Source organism: Acidovorax sp. HDW3 (assembly GCF_011303755.1).
Classification (GTDB): Bacteria; Pseudomonadota; Gammaproteobacteria; order Burkholderiales; family Burkholderiaceae_C; genus Paenacidovorax.
Map to the genome: position 1 here is coordinate 998737 of NZ_CP049885.1, position 16185 is coordinate 1014921.

Genomic DNA, 16185 nt, shown 5'->3' on the forward strand with positions numbered 1-16185 from the left:
GGTTTTGCCCCTTCCCCCTCTGGGCTTATGTATGCACACATCTTTTTTTGATAGCGCACAACGCTTGTTTGGCGCTGGTTTGCACTCCCTCTCCCCTTGTGGGAGAGGGTTGGGGAGAGGGGTGAATAGGCAAGGTGCTGCCAGCGCCCCCTCTCCCCCGGCCCCTCCCCCGCGAGGGGGGAGGGGAGCAAAAACCGCCCTTTGACCAGGCGGATGGGAGCCGTCAAAAGATGTGTGCATACACAAGCCCCTCTGGGGGAAGGCTGGGATGGGGGCCCGCTGGCATTGGGCACAGAGGCTGATGAAGCAAGCGCCGCTGGCCCCCACCCCCGCCCTCCCCCAGGGGGGGGAGGGAGTGAAAACCGGCGCCCAATCAGCGTGACGTGCTATCAAAAAAGATGTGTGCATACACAAGCCCGCGAGGGGGGAGGGGAGCGATCGGGGCCATTTCCATCACGCCGCCAGCGGCTGCCCCAGCTGGCGCAGCAGTTCGCGCACCTGCTGGGCGCGGGCGGCGGGCTCGGGCAGTTCGCGTTCGATGCGCAGCTTCTCGTTGCCCGCCAGCTTGATGTGCTTGTTTTTCTGCACCAGGCCGATGATGGCCATGGGGTCCACCGGCGGCTGGGGTTTGAAGGTGAGGGTGGTCACGCCCGGTGCGGCGTCCACCTTGAGCACGCCGTAGGGCGCGCACAGCACGCGCAGGCGGTGCACGTCGATGAGGGTTTGCGCCTGCGGCGGCAGCTTGCCAAAGCGGTCCACCAGTTCTTCGAGCAGGCCGTCCACCTGGTCGTTGCTCTTGGCGGTGGCGAGTTTTTTGTAGAACGACAGGCGCAGGTGCACGTCGCCGCAGTAGTCGTCGGGCAGCAGGGCGGGGGCGTGCAGGTTGATGTCGGTCGCCGCCTGCAGGGGGCTGAGCAGGTCGGGTTCCTGGCCGTTTTTCAGGCAGCGCACGGCTTCGGCCAGCATTTCGTTGTAGAGCTGAAAGCCCACTTCCAGCATGTTGCCGCTCTGGTTCTCGCCCAGCACCTCGCCCGCGCCGCGTATCTCCAGGTCGTGCATGGCGAGGTAAAAGCCGCTGCCGAGTTCTTCCATTTGCTGGATGGCGTCGAGCCGCTGCTGCGCCTGCTTGGTCAGGCCCTCGATGTCGGGCACCATGAGGTAGGCGTAGGCCTGGTGGTGGCTGCGGCCCACGCGCCCGCGCAGCTGGTGCAGCTGCGCCAGGCCGAACTTGTCGGCGCGGGTGATGAGGATGGTGTTGGCGCTGGGCACGTCGATGCCGGTCTCGATGATGGTCGAGCACAGCAGCACGTTGAAACGCTGGGCGACGAAGTCGCGCATCACGCGCTCCAGCTCGCGCTCGGGCATCTGGCCGTGGGCGATGGCGATGCGCGCCTCGGGCAGGATTTCTTCGAGCTTTTGCTTGCGGTTCTCGATGGTTTCGACCTCGTTGTGCAGAAAGTAGCACTGGCCGCCGCGTTTCAATTCGCGCAGCACGGCTTCGCGGATGACGCCGTTGTTTTCGCTGCGCACAAAGGTCTTGATGGCCAGGCGCCGCTGCGGCGCGGTGGCAATCACCGACAAATCGCGCAGCCCCTCCAGCGCCATGCCCATGGTGCGCGGGATGGGGGTGGCCGTGAGCGTGAGCACATCCACCTCGGCGCGCAGTGCCTTCATGGCCTCTTTGTGGCGCACGCCAAAGCGGTGTTCCTCGTCGATGATGAGCAGGCCCAGGTTCTTGAACTGGGTCGATTCGCTCAATAGCTTGTGCGTGCCGACGACGATATCGACCGTGCCGTCGGCAATGCCCTTGACGGCGGCAGAAATTTCCTTGCCCGAGCGAAAGCGCGAGACTTCGGCCACCCGCACCGGCCACTTGGCAAAGCGGTCTACCAGGGTTTGGTAGTGCTGCTCGGCCAGGAGCGTGGTGGGCGCCAAAAAGGCCACCTGCTTGCCGCCCGTCACGGCAACAAAGCAGGCGCGCAGGGCGACTTCGGTCTTGCCAAAGCCGACGTCGCCGCACACCAGGCGGTCCATGGGGCGCGGCGAAATCATGTCTTGCACCACGGCATGGATGGCGGCGCTTTGGTCGGCGGTTTCCTCAAAGCCAAAGTCGGCCACGAACTGCTCGTAGTCCTGCGGCGAATAGCGAAAAGCGTGGCCCTCGCGTGCGGCGCGGCGGGCGTAGATGTTGAGCAGCTCGGCGGCGGCGTCGCGCACCTGCTCGGCGGCCTTGCGCTTGGCCTTTTCCCACTGGCCGCTGCCGAGTTTGTGCAGCGGCGCTTCGTCGGCGGAGACGCCGGTGTAGCGGCTGATGAGCTGCAACTGGCTCACGGGCACGTAGAGCACGGCGTTGGCGGCGTATTCCAGGTGCAAAAACTCTTGCAGGGCGGGGCTGCCGTCGGGGTTTTTCTGCCCCATGTCCATGTGCACCAGGCCCCGGTAGCGGCCAATGCCGTGCTGGCTGTGCACCACCGGGTCGCCCAGGGTGAGTTCCGACAGGTCTTTGATGAGCGCCTCGACGTCGCTCACCTGCTCTTGCTTCTTGCGCCGGCGCGTGGTGCTGCCTTGGGCAAACAGCTCGGTTTCCGTCACCAGGTCGATGCCGCCTTCCACCCAGGCAAAGCCCTGCGCCAGGGCGGCGGTGGCGATGCCGATTTTTTCGCCCGGCGCAGCCTGGAATGCGGCCAGCGATTCAAACGCGGGCGGGCTCAGGCGCGAGGCGCGCAAAAAGTCCAGCAGGCTCTCGCGCCGCCCGGCGCTCTCGGCCAGGATGAGCACGCGCTGTGCGGTCTGCGCCAGGTGCTGCTGCAGGCGCGCCAGCGGCTCGTCCGCGCCGCGCACTACGGTCAGCTCAGGCAGGGCGGTGGCGAAGGCGTTGTCGGGTACGTCCGTCTTGTCGCCGCGCAGGGCCAGTTGCGCCAGCGGCTTGGCGCATTGGTAGAACTGCTCGGCAGAGAGGAACAGCGCCTCGGGCGGCAGGGCCGGGCGCTCGGGGTCGCCCGCCAACATGCGGTGGCGCTCGCGCGTGTCCTGCCAAAAGCGGGCAAAGGCCGCCTCCAGGTCGCCATGCAGCACCAGCGTGGCCTGCGCGCCCAGGTAGTCGAACACGGTGGCGGTCTGCTCGAAGAACAGCGGCAGGTAGTACTCGATGCCCGCCGTGGCAATGCCCTGGCCCATGTCCTTGTAGATGCGGCTCTTGGTCGGGTCGCCTTCGAGCAGCTCGCGCCAGCGGCTCCTGAAGTGCGCGCGCGCCGCCTCGTCCATGGGGAATTCGCGCCCGGGCAGCAGGCGCACCTCCGGCACGGGGTAGAGGCTGCGCTGGCTGTCGGGGTCGAAGGTGCGGATGGAGTCGATCTCGTCGTCGAACAAATCGACGCGGTAGGGCTGCAGCGAGCCCATGGGGAACAGGTCGATGAGCGAGCCGCGCACCGCGTATTCCCCCGGGCTGACCACCTGGCCCACGTGCGCGTAGCCCGCCAGCGTGAGCTGGGCGCGGAACTTGGCCTCGTCCAGGCGCTGGCCGGTTTTGAAGTGAAAGGTGTAGCCCGCCAAAAACGACGGCGGCGCCAGGCGGTACAGCGCCGTGGTGGCGGGCAGCAGCACCACGTCGGCGCCGCTGCCCTGGCCTTTTTGCGTAATCTGCCACAGCGTGGCCAGGCGCTCGCTGATCAAGTCCTGGTGCGGCGAGAACTGGTCGTAGGGCAGGGTTTCCCAGTCGGGGAACATGCAGCAGCGCAGGCCGGGGGCAAAGAAGGCGATTTCGTCCTGCAGGCGGCGGGCGTCGGCGGCGTCGGCGCAGACGATGGCCGTGGGGCGCTGGGCCTGGGCCTCGCGCCCGGCGAGCTGCGCCAGGTACAGGGCGTCGCTGCTGGAGACGGGGCGGGGGGTGGAGAAACGGTGGCCGGGGGAGAGTTTGGGCAGTTGCATCAGGGCCGCGCCTAGTCGGTCGATAAATCGGGCAAGAGGAGCTTGAAATTCTAAAATCCCCGCCATGCCATCGACCTCCGCTCCCCCTTTAACCTCCCCCACTGCACGGTTCTGGGCGCTGCTGCCCTGCGCGGGCACGGGCTCGCGTGCGCTCGCCCCCGGGGCCGCAGCCGATCTGCCCAAGCAGTACCACCCCGTGGCGGGCCAGCCGCTGGTGCTGCATACGCTGGCAGCGTTCGCCCAGGTGGCGCGCATCGCGCGCACGCTGGTGGCGGTGGCGGCGGACGATACGTTTTTGCAGCGCTACCCGCACCCGGGCTACGCCTGTGTGCCCTGCGGTGGGCCGACGCGGGCGGCCTCGGTGCTCGGCGGCCTGCGGGCGCTGGCGGACTGGGGCGCACAGCCGCAAGACTGGGTGCTGGTGCACGATGCGGCGCGCTGCCTCATCCTGCCGGCGCAGATTGACGCCCTGATCGACGCCTGCGCGCACGACAGCGTTGGCGGCCTGCTGGGCTATCCGCTGGCCGACACCCTCAAAACCGCCCTGGATGGCCCCGGCGGCGTGCGCGTGCTCTCCACCGTGGACCGCAGCAACAAGTGGCTGGCGCAAACGCCGCAGATGTTTCGCCTCGGGGTGCTGCAGCAGGCCATAGAGCGCGCCGGCGCGGCGGTGACGGACGAGGCCAGCGCCATCGAAGCCGCCGGCCTGCACCCGCGCCTGGTGCGCGGCGGGGCGCAGAACTTCAAGGTGACCTACCCTGAGGACTTCGATTTGGCCACCGCCGTGCTCATGCAGCGCGGCCACGGCGGCACGCTCGATCGCTTTGGCGCCGGGCGCGGCCAGGTGGCGGGCGATGCGCGCGGCAACCCGTTTTTTGCATAATTTTCGGCTGTAAGCCTTGCTGGACAAGCGCGAGCAGCTCCTTTTTTAAGAGCAAACCATGAACCTGAGAATTGGTGAAGGCTGGGACGTCCACGCCCTGGTGCCCGGCCGCCCCCTGGTGCTCGGCGGCGTGACGGTGCCGCACAGCGCCGGCCTGCTGGGCCATTCCGATGCCGACGTGCTCTTGCACGCCATCACCGACGCGCTGCTGGGCGCCGCCGCCCTGGGCGACATCGGCACGCATTTCCCCGACAGCGACGCGCAGTTTCGCGGTGCCGACTCCATGGCCCTGCTGGCCGAGGCGCTGCGCCGCGTGCGCGCCGCCGGCTGGCAGGTGGGCAATATCGACAGCACCATCGTCGCCCAGGCACCGCGCCTGGCGGCGCACATCCCGGCCATGCGCGCGCGCATCAGCGCCGCGCTGGGGCTGGAGTTGGGGCAGATCAACATCAAGGCCAAGACGGCCGAGCGCCTGGGCCCGGTGGGGCAGGGCGCGGCCATCGAGGCGCGCGCCGTGGCGCTGTTGGTGGCAACCCCATGAGGGGAAAAAATAAGTCCACCTAATATCTGGCGGCTGGGCGGTGCGCGCCCTGCGCCGCCTGTCATGCCCGTGACATGGCGGTTTTTTACAGTGGTTTTTTTGCCCTCTGCTGTGGATTTATGACCGCCATCGACCGTCGCCAGTTTCTCAAGTTTTCTTCTTTCTTCACCACCAGCGCCGCTGCGCTGGGCCTGGGTGCGGGCCTGGCCGGCTGCGGCGGCGGCAGCAGCGACGGCGATGCCGGCGGGGCCTGGAAGTTTCCGCAGAGCATCGCCTCGGCCGACCCGCGCCCGGACAGCATCGTGCTCTGGACGCGGGTGGTGCCGGCAGCGTTCTCCGATACCACTGCGCTTGCCAGCGGCAGCGATGCGCCCCTGCGCCTGTGCGTCACGGCAGCCGACAACGAGGCCCTGCTGGGCGGCAACCAGGCACTCACCGGGGCCTTGGTGGCCGATGTGGCCCTGACCGCCTACGGCGCCTACGACGGTACGGTGCGCCACAAGCTCACCGGCCTGGCCGCTGGGCGCACCTACTACTACCAGTTCAGCGCTGGCGGCACGCGCTCGCGCGTCGGGCGCTTCAAGACCGCGCCGGCGGCTGACAGCGACCTGGCGCAGCTGCGCTTTGCCTGCTTCACCTGCCAGGACTGGAGCGTGAACCACTGGGCCGCCTACGAGCACCTGCTGAGCGACGCACCGGTCGATTTCTTCCTGCACCTGGGCGACTACATCTACGAAACCGTGGGCGCCGACTTCCAGAAGGGCCAGGTCGAGGCGCGCCACACGCCGCTGCAGCTGCCCGATGGCAGCTTCGTCAGCGGCACCAGCGGCGCACGCTACGCCAGCTCGCTCAACGATTACCGCTACCTGTACAAGCAGTACCGCAGCGACGCACGCCTGCAGGCAGTGCACGAGCGCTTTGCCATGATCGCCATCTGGGACGACCACGAGTTTTCCGACGACTGCTGGCAGGACGCGCAAACCTACGACAAGGGCAGCTACGACGCCGCCACCGGCCAGGGCGACAACGTGCACCAGAGCGCGCGCCGCATCGGCGCCAACCGCGCCTGGTACGAATTCATGCCGGCCGACGTGCGCTTTGACGCCAGCAGCAACAACATCTTCAACATCCAGATCTACCGCGACTTCACCTTTGGCAAGCTCGCACACCTGGTGATGACCGACGAGCGCCTGTACCGCAGCGACCACGTCGTGCACGAGGCCATGATTGGCGGCAGCATTGGCGCGCGCTACATGGTGCCGCAGGGCCTGCTCGCGGGGCTGGAGGCGCAAAAAATGGCCGCTGCCGGTAACAGCCTGGACAAAACCTCCATGCTCGGCGGCACCCAGCGCGCCTGGTGGAAAAAACAAATGCAGGCGGGCAGCCGTTGGAAGCTCTGGGGCAACGAGGTGTCGCTGCTGCGCATGGGCATCAACGGCACCGACGCCATGGCCGCACTCCTGGCCCTGAACGCCATGCCCGTCCTGGCCGCCAGCATTGCCAGCACCGCTGCCAGCAGCACGGGTGGCAACGTGGCCCTGGCCGCTGCCGTGGTGGCCGCCAGCACCGCTGGCGCCAGCCAGGCCGTGGCTGCTGCAGCAGCGCAGGCCGTGGCCGCCGCAGTAGTGGCCCAGCGTCCGGCGGCGGCGCAAGGCGCGGGTTTGACCGCAGCCCAGGCGCAGGTGGTGGCTGCGGCCTACGACGCTGCCCTGGCGGCGCAGGCAGCGGGGGCGCAGGCGCAGGCCGGGGCTGGCGCGCAGGCCATCGCCGTGGGCTGGATTCAGCCCGATATTCGCCAGAACAAGGCGCAGTCGCGTTTCGTCGTCGAATCGGGCAAGGCGGCGGCGCTGGGCTTGTTCTTCCAGAATTTCATCCTCAACGCCGACCAGTGGGACGGCTACAACGCCGAACGCAAGGAGCTGATGCGCTTTCTGGCCGACAACGCCATTGGCAACGTCGTGGCGCTCACGGGTGACATTCACTCCTTCTTTGCCGGCACCGTCAGCACCGACTTCGACGCCGCCGGTGGCGGTCAGCCGGTGATGGTTGATCTGGTCACGGCCGGGGTCAGCTCGGACTCGTTCTTTACCTACCTCAAGGACCAGGTGGGCAGCCTGTCGAGCGATCTGGCGCCGCTGGTGTACTACCCGCTTGACATTGCCACCGGCACGCAGTGGGGCACGGTGCGTGTCAACGTCAACCTGCTGGACTACACCATGGGTGCGGCGCGGAACCTGACGGTCGATGACCTGGTCGAGCAGGTGCGCGTGCAGGTGCGCGCGGCCCTGGCCCAGGCGGGCGTGCCGGCGGCGCAGCTCGACGCCCTGGCGGCGCAGCTGCTGCAGGCGCTCAAGGCCGATACGCGCTTCAACACCGATTTGCTGCTCTTGGCGCAGCAGCTCGCCGGGCTCAACTCCAACCCCTGGCTCAAGTACTGCTGCACCGACGCCCAGGGCTATATGGTGGTCACCGTGACCCCCGATGCCCTGACCAGCGAGCAGCGCCAGGTGCACCGCCTGTTGGGCACGCAGGCGCCCCAGGGCCAGGTGCTGGCGCGGGTGACCAAGGCGCGGGTGGCCCAGGGCGTGGTGGGCGTGAACCTGGTCTGATTTATGCGCGGCGCTGCGGGCGCGGCGGCAGGTGGCGCTTGACCTGCGGGCGCTGCAGGCGCTGCACCGGGTCTTCGCCCTTGGCCAGGTCGCGTCCGCGTTCGAGTTGGATGTGCGCGGCCAGGCCGCCGGAGCTGGAGTTGGCCAGGGCGAACATGCCGCCCATGCGCTGCACGGTTTTATCGACGATGGACAGCCCCAGCCCGGCGCCAGCGGCGGCGGTGCGCGCGGTGTCGCCCCGGAAGAATGGCTTGGTCAGGTTGGCCAGCTGCTCGGGCGGAACGCCCTTGCCCCGGTCGCGGATTTTGATCAGCACCCAGTTCTCGCGCGCCTTGGCGGCGACATCGACGCGGGTGACGTCGGTGTCGGGCGTCTTGCCGTAGCGGCGCGCGTTTTCCAGCAGGTTGGAGATGACGCGCGCGAGTTCGACCTCGTCGGCCATCACCATCAAATCTTCGGGCACGTGCATGGTGATCTGCAGCTCGCGGTGATCCTGCACGGCGTACACGCAGGAGGCGACGACGGCGTGCAGGTTCACCGGCGTGAGTGTGACGTGCTCGGGGCGGGCGTAGTCGAGGAATTTGTCGATGATGGCGTCAAGCTGCACGATGTCGGCCACCATATGCTCGCGCGCCACGTCGTCGGTCACGCTCATCTCGGTTTCCAGGCGCAGGCGTGCCAGTGGCGTGCGCAGGTCGTGCGAGATGCCGGCAATCATCACCGCGCGGTCTTGTTCGAGCTTGGCCAGGCGCTGCGCCATGCGGTTGAAGCCGATGTTGACCTCGCGGATTTCGCTCGTCGATACGCCCTCGTCGAGGTGGCTGGCCGCAAAGTCGCCCTGGTGCAGGCGGCTGGTGGCGTTGGAGATTTGCTTGAGCGGCTGGTTGATGAGGCCGGCAATCACCGCCGCCCCGACCAGCGACAGCACCGTCGCCGTGACCAGCCAGACGAGCCAGGTTTTGCTGCTCGCCGGGCTCAGGCGTGAGCTTTCGATGCGCAGCCAATGCGCGTCGCCGTTGATGGTGAAGCCCACCCACACGCCCTCATGGCCGTTGACGCTGCCCGCCACCACCGTGTCGGGGCCCAGGCGGTGGGTCAGCTGCTCGGCCAGGCGCTCGCCCAGGTTGCTGTGCTCCAGCGGAGAAAAGCGGTCGCCGGGCTCGCGTGGTTCGATGCGCAGGCTTTCCTGGTCGGCCATGGTCTTGAGCAGCGTGACGCGGGCGATGGGGTCGGCGTTTTGCAGCGCAGCGCGGCTGAGGTTGACGAGCGAGGCAATCTGCTGCGCCGTGTGCAGCGCGCGTGGCTCGAACTCGAAGGCGCGCAGCGTCTGCATCCAGGCCAGCACCGAGCCCACCAGCAGCAAGGCGAGCAGAAAAAAGGTGCGCCAAAACAGATTCAGCGCCACGCGCGAGGGCGGCGCTGGCGGGTTTTGTGGCCGCTCCAGCGGTGCGGGGCTGCTGACTTCGGCGCCCTCGTCGGGGGTGGTGGTGCTCATGCGATGAGAGAGGGGGGAGGGAGCGTGGAGGGCTGGCGGCATTCCTGGCCAGGGCTGGGTATTTTGCCCCGCTTCAGCGGGGGGGGGGCGTGCGCGCGCCGTGCAGGCGCAGGGCGCCATCGAGCACCAACAGCGCCACGGCGGCAAAAATGGGCCCGTAGGTGGGCCACTGGCTGGGGGTGATGCGCTCGCCCAACGCCAGCGCCACCAGGGCCAGCAGCACCGGCTCAACGTAGCTCAGCAGCCCGAACAAGCCCAGCGGCAGCAGGCGGCTCGCGGCCATGTACAGCGCCAGCGCCACGGCGCTGACCACGCCCAGCAGCGGCACCAGCAGCCACAGGTGGGGCTGGCCCGCCAGCAGCACCAGGGCGGACGGCGCGCGCAGCACAAACCACAGCGCCGCCGGCAGCAGCAGCACCATGTCCAGCCAATGCCCGGCCAGGTGGTCGCTGCCGAGCCGGCGCCGCAGCACGAAGTAGGCGGTGTAGCCCAGCGCTACCAGCGCGGTTTCCCACGACACGCCGCCCGCGCGCAGCAGCTCGTGCGCCACGCCCAGCGCGGCCAGCGCCGTCGCCAGCCACTGCAGGCGCGAGAGCTGCTCGCGGTACAGCAAGCGCCCGGCGAGCACCATCACCAGCGGCAGCAAAAAATAGCCCAGCGACACCGGCAGCGCCCGCCCCTGCAGCGGCGCCCACAAAAACAGCCACAGCTGCACCCCGAGCAGGGCCGCGCTCAGCAGCAGCAAACCGGCAAACGCTGCCTCGGTACGCGCCTGCGCCAGCAGCTGGCGCAGGGTGCCCGCCTGGCTGCGCCAAAGCAGCAAGGCGCTGGTAAACGGCAGGGTCATGAGCACGCGCCAGCCAAAAATCTGCTCTCCATCGAGGGGCGCGAGCAGGGGCGCGAGGTAGTACAAGGCGCCAAACAGCACCGATGCGAGCAGGGAAGCGGCCAAGCCTTGGAGCACGGGTTTTCTTTCTTTTTTCTCTTTTGAACGGCAGCAATTGTCCGGTGGCTTGGGGAGCTGGCTCCAAAACCCACGATCAGCCCCCTTGCGCTCGTGGGTGGCTGGCCTATAATCGCGTAAAAAGCACGGTCGTTCGTTTTTGGTGTGCTGCAGAAAATGTCACCCAGGTGGCAGATTTTGCTGCAGTGCGGCATAGAATGTTCCAGTTTACGTAAACGTCAATTCAACAACCCTTTAAACCCCTAGGAGCCGCTGCCATGAAGGTTTTGGTCGCAGTCAAGCGCGTGGTGGACTACAACGTGAAAGTCCGCGTGAATTCGGACAACACGGGCGTGGACATCGCCAACGTCAAGATGAGCATGAACCCCTTTGACGAAATCGCCGTCGAAGAGGCCGTGCGCCTGAAAGAAAAGGGCCTGGTGACCGAGATCGTCGCCGTCTCCTGCGGTGTGGACAAGTGCCAGGAAACCCTGCGCACCGCCATGGCCATCGGCGCTGACCGTGGCATCCTGGTCGAGACCGACGCCGAGCTGCAGCCCCTGGCCGTGGCCAAGCTGCTCAAGGCCGTGGTCGATAAAGAGCAGCCCAGCCTCATCATCCTGGGCAAGCAGGCGATCGACGACGACGCCAACCAGGTCGGCCAGATGCTCGCCGCCCTGGGCGACCTGCCGCAAGCGACCTTCGCCTCCAAGGTCGAGCTCGCTGCCGACAAGGCCAGCGTGACGCGTGAAGTCGATGGCGGCCTGGAGACCGTGGCCCTGGCCCTGCCGGCCGTGGTCACCACCGACCTGCGCCTGAACGAGCCGCGCTACGTCACCCTGCCCAACATCATGAAGGCGAAGAAGAAGCCGCTGGAGACCGTCAAGCCCGCCGACCTCGGCGTGGACGTGGCCCCGCGCCTCAAGACCCTGAAGGTGGCTGAGCCCGCCAAGCGCGGCGCCGGCGTCAAGGTGCCCGACGTCGCCACCCTGGTGGCCAAGCTCAAGAACGAAGCCAAAGTCATCTAAGGCGCCAAGGAGTAAAGAACATGACCGTACTCGTTATTGCTGAACACGACAACGCCTCGCTGAAGGCGGCCACGCTCAATACCGTCACCGCCGCCCTGGCTTGTGGTGGCGACGTGCACGTGCTCGTCGCCGGTGAAGGCGCAGCCGCTGCCGCCCAGGCCGCCGCCCAGATCGCTGGCGTGGCCAAGGTGCTGCACGCCGACGGCGCTGCCCTCAAGGACGGCCTGGCCGAAGCCCTGGCCGCCCAGGTGCTGGCCGTGGCCGGCAACTACAGCCACATCCTGTTCCCGGCGACCGCCAGCGGCAAGAACGTGGCCCCGCGCGTGGCTGCCAAGCTCGACGTGGCGCAAATTTCCGACATCACCAAGGTCGTCGCCGCCGACACCTTCGAGCGCCCGATCTACGCCGGCAACGCCATCGCCACCGTGCAGTCTGGCGACGCCGTCAAGGTGCTCACCGTGCGTGGCACCGGCTTTGACGCCGCCGCCACCGGTGGCGCCGCCACTGTGGAGAGCGTTGCTGCCGTCGCTGCCAGCGGCAAGAGCAGCTTTGTCGGCCGCGAGATCTCCAAGAACGACCGCCCCGAGCTGACTGCCGCCAAGATCATCGTCTCCGGTGGCCGCGCCCTGGGCAGCAGCGAGAAGTTCAACGAAGTCATCACCCCGCTGGCCGACAAGCTCGGCGCTGCCATTGGTGCTTCGCGCGCTGCCGTCGATGCCGGCTACGCCCCGAACGACCTGCAAGTGGGCCAGACCGGCAAGATCGTCGCGCCCCAGCTGTACGTGGCCTGCGGCATCTCCGGCGCCATCCAGCACCTGGCCGGCATGAAGGACTCCAAGGTCATCGTGGCGATCAACAAAGACCCGGAAGCGCCGATTTTCTCGGTGGCCGACTACGGCCTGGAAGCCGACCTGTTCACGGCTGTGCCGGAACTGGTGAAGGCGCTGTAAACCGCCGCGCTGCACACAAGGCATCGCTTGCGATGCCTTTTTTTTGACTGCCTTGCCGCCCCCGCTTTTTTTGCATTGGAGACCCCATGAGCTACACCGCCCCCGTCAAAGACATGCTGTTTGCGATGGAACACCTGGCCCGCATCGACCAGGTGGCGCAGATCCCCGGTTTTGAAGACGCTGGCCTGGAGACGGCTGCCGCCGTGCTGGAGGAATGCGCCAAGTTCAACGAGGGCGTGGTGGCGCCGCTGAACTTCGAGGGCGACAAGAACCCCTCGTCCTGGGCGGACGGCCAGGTCACGACCAGCCCTGGCTTCAAGCAGGCGTTTGCCCAGTTTGCCGAGGGCGGCTGGCAGGGGCTGCAGCACCCGGTCGATTGCGGTGGCCAGGGCCTGCCCAAGACCATAGGCGCTGCCTGTGTCGAGATGATCAACAGCGCCAACCTGAGCTTTGCCCTGTGCCCGCTGCTGACCGACGGCGCCATCGAGGCCCTGCTGACCGCTGGCAGCGACGCCCTCAAGGCCACCTACCTGGAAAAGCTGGTGTCCGGCCAATGGACAGGCACCATGAACCTGACCGAGCCCCAGGCGGGCTCCGACCTGGCGCTGGTGCGCACCAAGGCCGAGCCCCAGGCCGACGGCACGTACAAAATTTTTGGCACCAAGATTTTCATCACCTACGGTGAGCACGACATGGCCGAGAACATCGTGCACCTGGTGCTCGCGCGCGTGGCCGGCGCGCCCGAGGGCGTCAAGGGCATCAGCCTGTTCGTCGTGCCCAAGTTCATGGTCAATGCGGACGGCAGCCTGGGCGCGCGCAACGACGCGCACTGCGTGAGCATCGAGCACAAGCTCGGCATCAAGGCCAGCCCGACGGCAGTGCTGCAGTTTGGCGACCACGGCGGCGCCATCGGCTACCTGGTGGGCGAAGAAAACCGGGGCCTGGAGTACATGTTCATCATGATGAACGCCGCGCGCTACGGCGTCGGCCTGCAGGGCATTGCCGTGGCCGAGCGTTCGTACCAACATGCGGTGGCGTACGCCCGCGAGCGCGTGCAAAGCCGCCCGGTCGATGGTTCGATCAAGGCCAGCGCGGCCATCATCCACCACCCGGACGTGCGCCGTATGCTCATGACGATGCGCGCCTACACCGAAGCCTGCCGCGCCATGGCCAGCGTCGCTGCCGCCGCGTTCGACGCCGCGCACCACCACCCCGACGCCCAGGTGCGCAGCGACAACGCCGCGTTCTACGAATTCCTGGTGCCGCTGGTCAAGGGCTACAGCACCGAGATGAGCCAGGAAGTCACCAGCCTGGGCGTGCAGGTGCACGGCGGCATGGGCTTCATCGAGGAAACCGGCGCCGCCCAGTACTACCGCGACAGCAAAATTCTGACCATCTACGAAGGCACGACCGCCATCCAGGCCAACGACCTGGTGGGCCGCAAGACGGCCCGCGACGGCGGCCAGATGGCCCGCGCCGTTGCCGCACAAATCGCCAAGACCGAGGCCGAGCTGACCGAAACCGGTACGCCCGCCGCCCTGGCCGTGGCGCGCGAGCTGGCCGCTGCGCGCGCCGCCTACCTGGAGGTGGTGGACTTCGTTGCCGGCCAGACCAAGGCCCAGCCCAACGCCGTCTACGCTGCCAGCGTGCCCTACCTGATGCTCGCCGGCAACCTCGTCGCCGGCTGGCAAATGGGCCGCGCCCTGCTGGTGGCGCAGGCCAAGGCCGCCGCCGGCGAGGAGGTGGACTTCATGCAGGCCAAGGTGATCACGGCGCGTTTCTACGCCGAGCACATCCTGGTCAAGGCCGCCGGCCTGCGCAGCGCCATCCTGCACGGTGGCGAGAGCGTGTGCGCCCTGCCGCTGGAGGCTTTCTAAACCGGGGCCTGGCCTGAGGTTGCTATAAAAACAAGAGCTGCTAGCGCTTGATGGATAAGCGTTAGCGGCTCTTTTTATTGGAAAAAGGAGTTTGCTATGTCTCTGCCCCCACTGCTGCAAAAGCTGCGCCTGCCCGTCATTGCGTCCCCCATGTTCATCGTCAGCACGCCGGCGCTGGTGATTGCGCAATGCCAGGCCGGCATCGTCGGCTCCATGCCGGCGCTCAACGCCCGCCCGGCGGCGCAGCTCGCGGACTGGCTGGCCGAAATCACCGAAACCCTGGCCGCCTGGGACAAGGCGCACCCCGAGTCGCCGGCCGCGCCCTTTGCCATCAACCAGATCGTGCACAAGAGCAACGACCGCCTGGAGCACGACATGCAGGTCTGCGCCCAGTACAAGGTGCCGCTGGTCATCACCAGCCTGGGCGCGCGCGAGGACGTGAACCAGGCCGTGCACGGCTGGGGCGGCCTGGTGCTGCACGACGTCATCAACAACAAGTTCGCGCACAAGGCGATTGACAAGGGCGCCGACGGCCTGATCGCCGTGGCCACCGGCGCCGGCGGCCACGCCGGGGTGAAAAACCCGTTCCCGCTGGTGCAGGAGATCCGCCAGTGGTTCGACGGCCCGCTGGCGCTCTCGGGCGCCATCGCCACGGGCGACGCCGTGCTCGCCGCCCAGGCTTGCGGCGCGGACTTGGCCTACATCGGCTCGGCCTTCATCGCCACCGAGGAAGCGCGCGCGCAGGATGCGTACAAGCAGGCCATCGTCGATGGCAGCTCTGACGACATCGTCTACACCAACCTCTTTACCGGCGTGCACGGCAACTACCTGGCGCCGTCGATCCGCGCTGCCGGGCTCGACCCCGAGCACCTGCCCGAGTCCGACCCCAGCAAGATGAACTTTGGCGGCAATGCGGCGGCCAAGGCGTGGAAGGATATCTGGGGCTGCGGCCAGGGCATTGGCGCCGTCAACGCCGTGCTGCCCGCCGCCGAGCTGGTGGCGCGCCTGGAGCGCGAATACCGCGCCGCGCGCTCGCGCCTGGCGCTATAGGCCGGGGCGGCGAAACAAGCCGTCGAGCAGCGGCGCGAGCGCGGGAAACTCCGCCGCAAAGCGCGTGCGCTGCACGCAGTAGGCTTCGCAGGCCACGGCGAAGAACTCTTCTGGCGCCGTGGCGCCATAGGCATCGAGCCAGGGGCGGGGGCCGCCAAAACGCTGGGCGATGATGGTCTGCTCACGAAACGCCGCGTAGGCTGGCGCCCAGGCGTCGTGCCAGCGCTGGCGCGCGGCGCTGGCGCTGGCCTCGCCCATGAAGCCGGCGGGCAGCGGCGGGTAGCCGTCGGCGCGGCCGTTGCGCATGTCGATCTTGTGCGCGCATTCATGGACGACGACGTTGTGGCCGTGCGCCCAGCTGTGCGCACACTGCTGTACCGCCTGCCAGCTGAGCATGATGGGGCCGCCCTGCATGGCCTCGCCCATCAGCTCCTCGTGGTAGTGGTGCACCACGCCGGCTTCGTCGATGGCGCTGCGCCGCGCCAGCGCGTCGCCCGGCTGCACGACGATGCCGACAAAGTCGTCGTACCAGGTAATGGCTTTTTCGGGTGGATCCAGGTGCAGCAGCGGCAGGCAGGCCTGGGCGGCAATCTGCAGTGCCATGGCGTCGCTCACCTCCAGGCCGTGGGCGCCAGAAAACTCCTTGCGCTGCAAGAACAGCGCCGCCAGGGCGCGCAGGCGGGCTTGCTCGGCCAGGCTCAGGGCCGTCAGGAAGGGGTAGGGCGCCAGGGCGGCGAGCCACAGCGGGGCGTCGATGGCGGGCAGGGGGGCGAAGCGGGCGCGCAGGCGACGTAAAAAATGCATGGCCCGTTAACCTAAATCCGGCAGTTGGATGCGCCCGTCAGTGCTGTGATGGGTGTGCCAGGCAAGACGAGAGGACGC

11 protein-coding genes are annotated in these 16185 nt (G+C 67.7%); 7 read left to right on the forward strand and 4 right to left on the reverse strand.

The genetic code is table 11. From position 1 onward, the window contains the following. Window positions 1-453: 453 nt before the first annotated feature. Window positions 454-3927, reverse strand: coding sequence for a transcription-repair coupling factor (gene mfd, locus G7045_RS04415; protein ID WP_166157869.1), 3474 nt, complete (start codon window positions 3925-3927; stop codon window positions 454-456). A 64-nt stretch (window positions 3928-3991) separates the two neighbouring features. On the opposite strand from mfd, the gene ispD reads away from it, so the two are divergent. The 3 genes from ispD to G7045_RS04430 all read left to right on the forward strand — a co-directional run bounded on the left by ispD (window position 3992) and on the right by G7045_RS04430 (window position 7960). After that, window positions 3992-4810: a 2-C-methyl-D-erythritol 4-phosphate cytidylyltransferase gene (gene ispD, locus G7045_RS04420; RefSeq protein WP_166157872.1), complete on the forward strand. Its 819-nt coding sequence runs from the start codon at window positions 3992-3994 to the stop codon at window positions 4808-4810. A 58-nt stretch (window positions 4811-4868) separates the two neighbouring features. Further along, window positions 4869-5351, forward strand: a complete 483-nt coding sequence (ispF, locus tag G7045_RS04425) for a 2-C-methyl-D-erythritol 2,4-cyclodiphosphate synthase (protein WP_166157875.1) — start codon at window positions 4869-4871, stop codon at window positions 5349-5351. A gap of 119 nt (window positions 5352-5470) precedes the next feature. Then, on the forward strand, window positions 5471-7960 hold the full coding sequence (locus G7045_RS04430; protein WP_166157878.1) for an alkaline phosphatase: 2490 nt from the start codon (window positions 5471-5473) through the stop codon (window positions 7958-7960). Between the two features lies 1 nt (window position 7961). Here the strand turns inward: G7045_RS04430 and G7045_RS04435 are convergent, their stop codons facing one another. Both G7045_RS04435 and rarD read right to left on the reverse strand, forming a co-directional pair. Continuing rightward, window positions 7962-9455, reverse strand: a complete 1494-nt coding sequence (locus tag G7045_RS04435) for an ATP-binding protein (RefSeq protein WP_166157881.1) — start codon at window positions 9453-9455, stop codon at window positions 7962-7964. 73 nt (window positions 9456-9528) lie between these two features. Further along, entirely contained in the window at window positions 9529-10419 is an 891-nt protein-coding gene (gene rarD / locus G7045_RS04440; RefSeq protein ID WP_166157884.1) for an EamA family transporter RarD, read from the reverse strand. Between the two features lie 257 nt (window positions 10420-10676). Between rarD and G7045_RS04445 the strand changes: the two genes are divergently transcribed. The 4 genes from G7045_RS04445 (at window position 10677) to G7045_RS04460 (ending at window position 15303) form a co-directional block, all read left to right on the forward strand. Next, on the forward strand, window positions 10677-11426 hold the full coding sequence (locus tag G7045_RS04445; protein WP_166157887.1) for an electron transfer flavoprotein subunit beta/FixA family protein: 750 nt from the start codon (window positions 10677-10679) through the stop codon (window positions 11424-11426). A gap of 20 nt (window positions 11427-11446) precedes the next feature. Continuing rightward, window positions 11447-12376: an electron transfer flavoprotein subunit alpha/FixB family protein gene (locus G7045_RS04450; RefSeq protein ID WP_166157890.1), complete on the forward strand. Its 930-nt coding sequence runs from the start codon at window positions 11447-11449 to the stop codon at window positions 12374-12376. An 86-nt stretch (window positions 12377-12462) separates the two neighbouring features. Beyond that, a complete protein-coding gene (locus G7045_RS04455; RefSeq protein ID WP_166157893.1) occupies window positions 12463-14253 on the forward strand; it encodes an acyl-CoA dehydrogenase in 1791 nt (596 codons plus the stop codon). Window positions 14254-14349: 96 nt separating this feature from the next. Then, window positions 14350-15303, forward strand: coding sequence for a nitronate monooxygenase family protein (locus G7045_RS04460; protein WP_166157895.1), 954 nt, complete (start codon window positions 14350-14352; stop codon window positions 15301-15303). Here G7045_RS04460 and G7045_RS04465 read toward each other — a convergent pair. Continuing rightward, window positions 15298-16107 (reverse strand): zinc-dependent peptidase, encoded by an 810-nt coding sequence (locus tag G7045_RS04465; RefSeq protein ID WP_166157898.1) that lies wholly within the window; start codon window positions 16105-16107, stop codon window positions 15298-15300. The two genes, G7045_RS04460 and G7045_RS04465, sit on opposite strands and share 6 nt — an antisense overlap. Window positions 16108-16185 lie beyond the last annotated feature (78 nt).

Coding starts and splice junctions, on each gene's coding strand:
- G7045_RS04465 (WP_166157898.1), bottom strand. CDS start 16,107: ATGCATTTTTTACGTCGCCTGCGCGCCCGCTTCGCCCCCCTGCCCGCC.
- mfd (WP_166157869.1), bottom strand. CDS start 3,927: ATGCAACTGCCCAAACTCTCCCCCGGCCACCGTTTCTCCACCCCCCGC.
- ispF (WP_166157875.1), top strand. CDS start 4,869: ATGAACCTGAGAATTGGTGAAGGCTGGGACGTCCACGCCCTGGTGCCC.
- G7045_RS04435 (WP_166157881.1), bottom strand. CDS start 9,455: ATGAGCACCACCACCCCCGACGAGGGCGCCGAAGTCAGCAGCCCCGCA.
- G7045_RS04450 (WP_166157890.1), top strand. CDS start 11,447: ATGACCGTACTCGTTATTGCTGAACACGACAACGCCTCGCTGAAGGCG.
- G7045_RS04430 (WP_166157878.1), top strand. CDS start 5,471: ATGACCGCCATCGACCGTCGCCAGTTTCTCAAGTTTTCTTCTTTCTTC.
- G7045_RS04455 (WP_166157893.1), top strand. CDS start 12,463: ATGAGCTACACCGCCCCCGTCAAAGACATGCTGTTTGCGATGGAACAC.
- ispD (WP_166157872.1), top strand. CDS start 3,992: ATGCCATCGACCTCCGCTCCCCCTTTAACCTCCCCCACTGCACGGTTC.
- G7045_RS04460 (WP_166157895.1), top strand. CDS start 14,350: ATGTCTCTGCCCCCACTGCTGCAAAAGCTGCGCCTGCCCGTCATTGCG.
- G7045_RS04445 (WP_166157887.1), top strand. CDS start 10,677: ATGAAGGTTTTGGTCGCAGTCAAGCGCGTGGTGGACTACAACGTGAAA.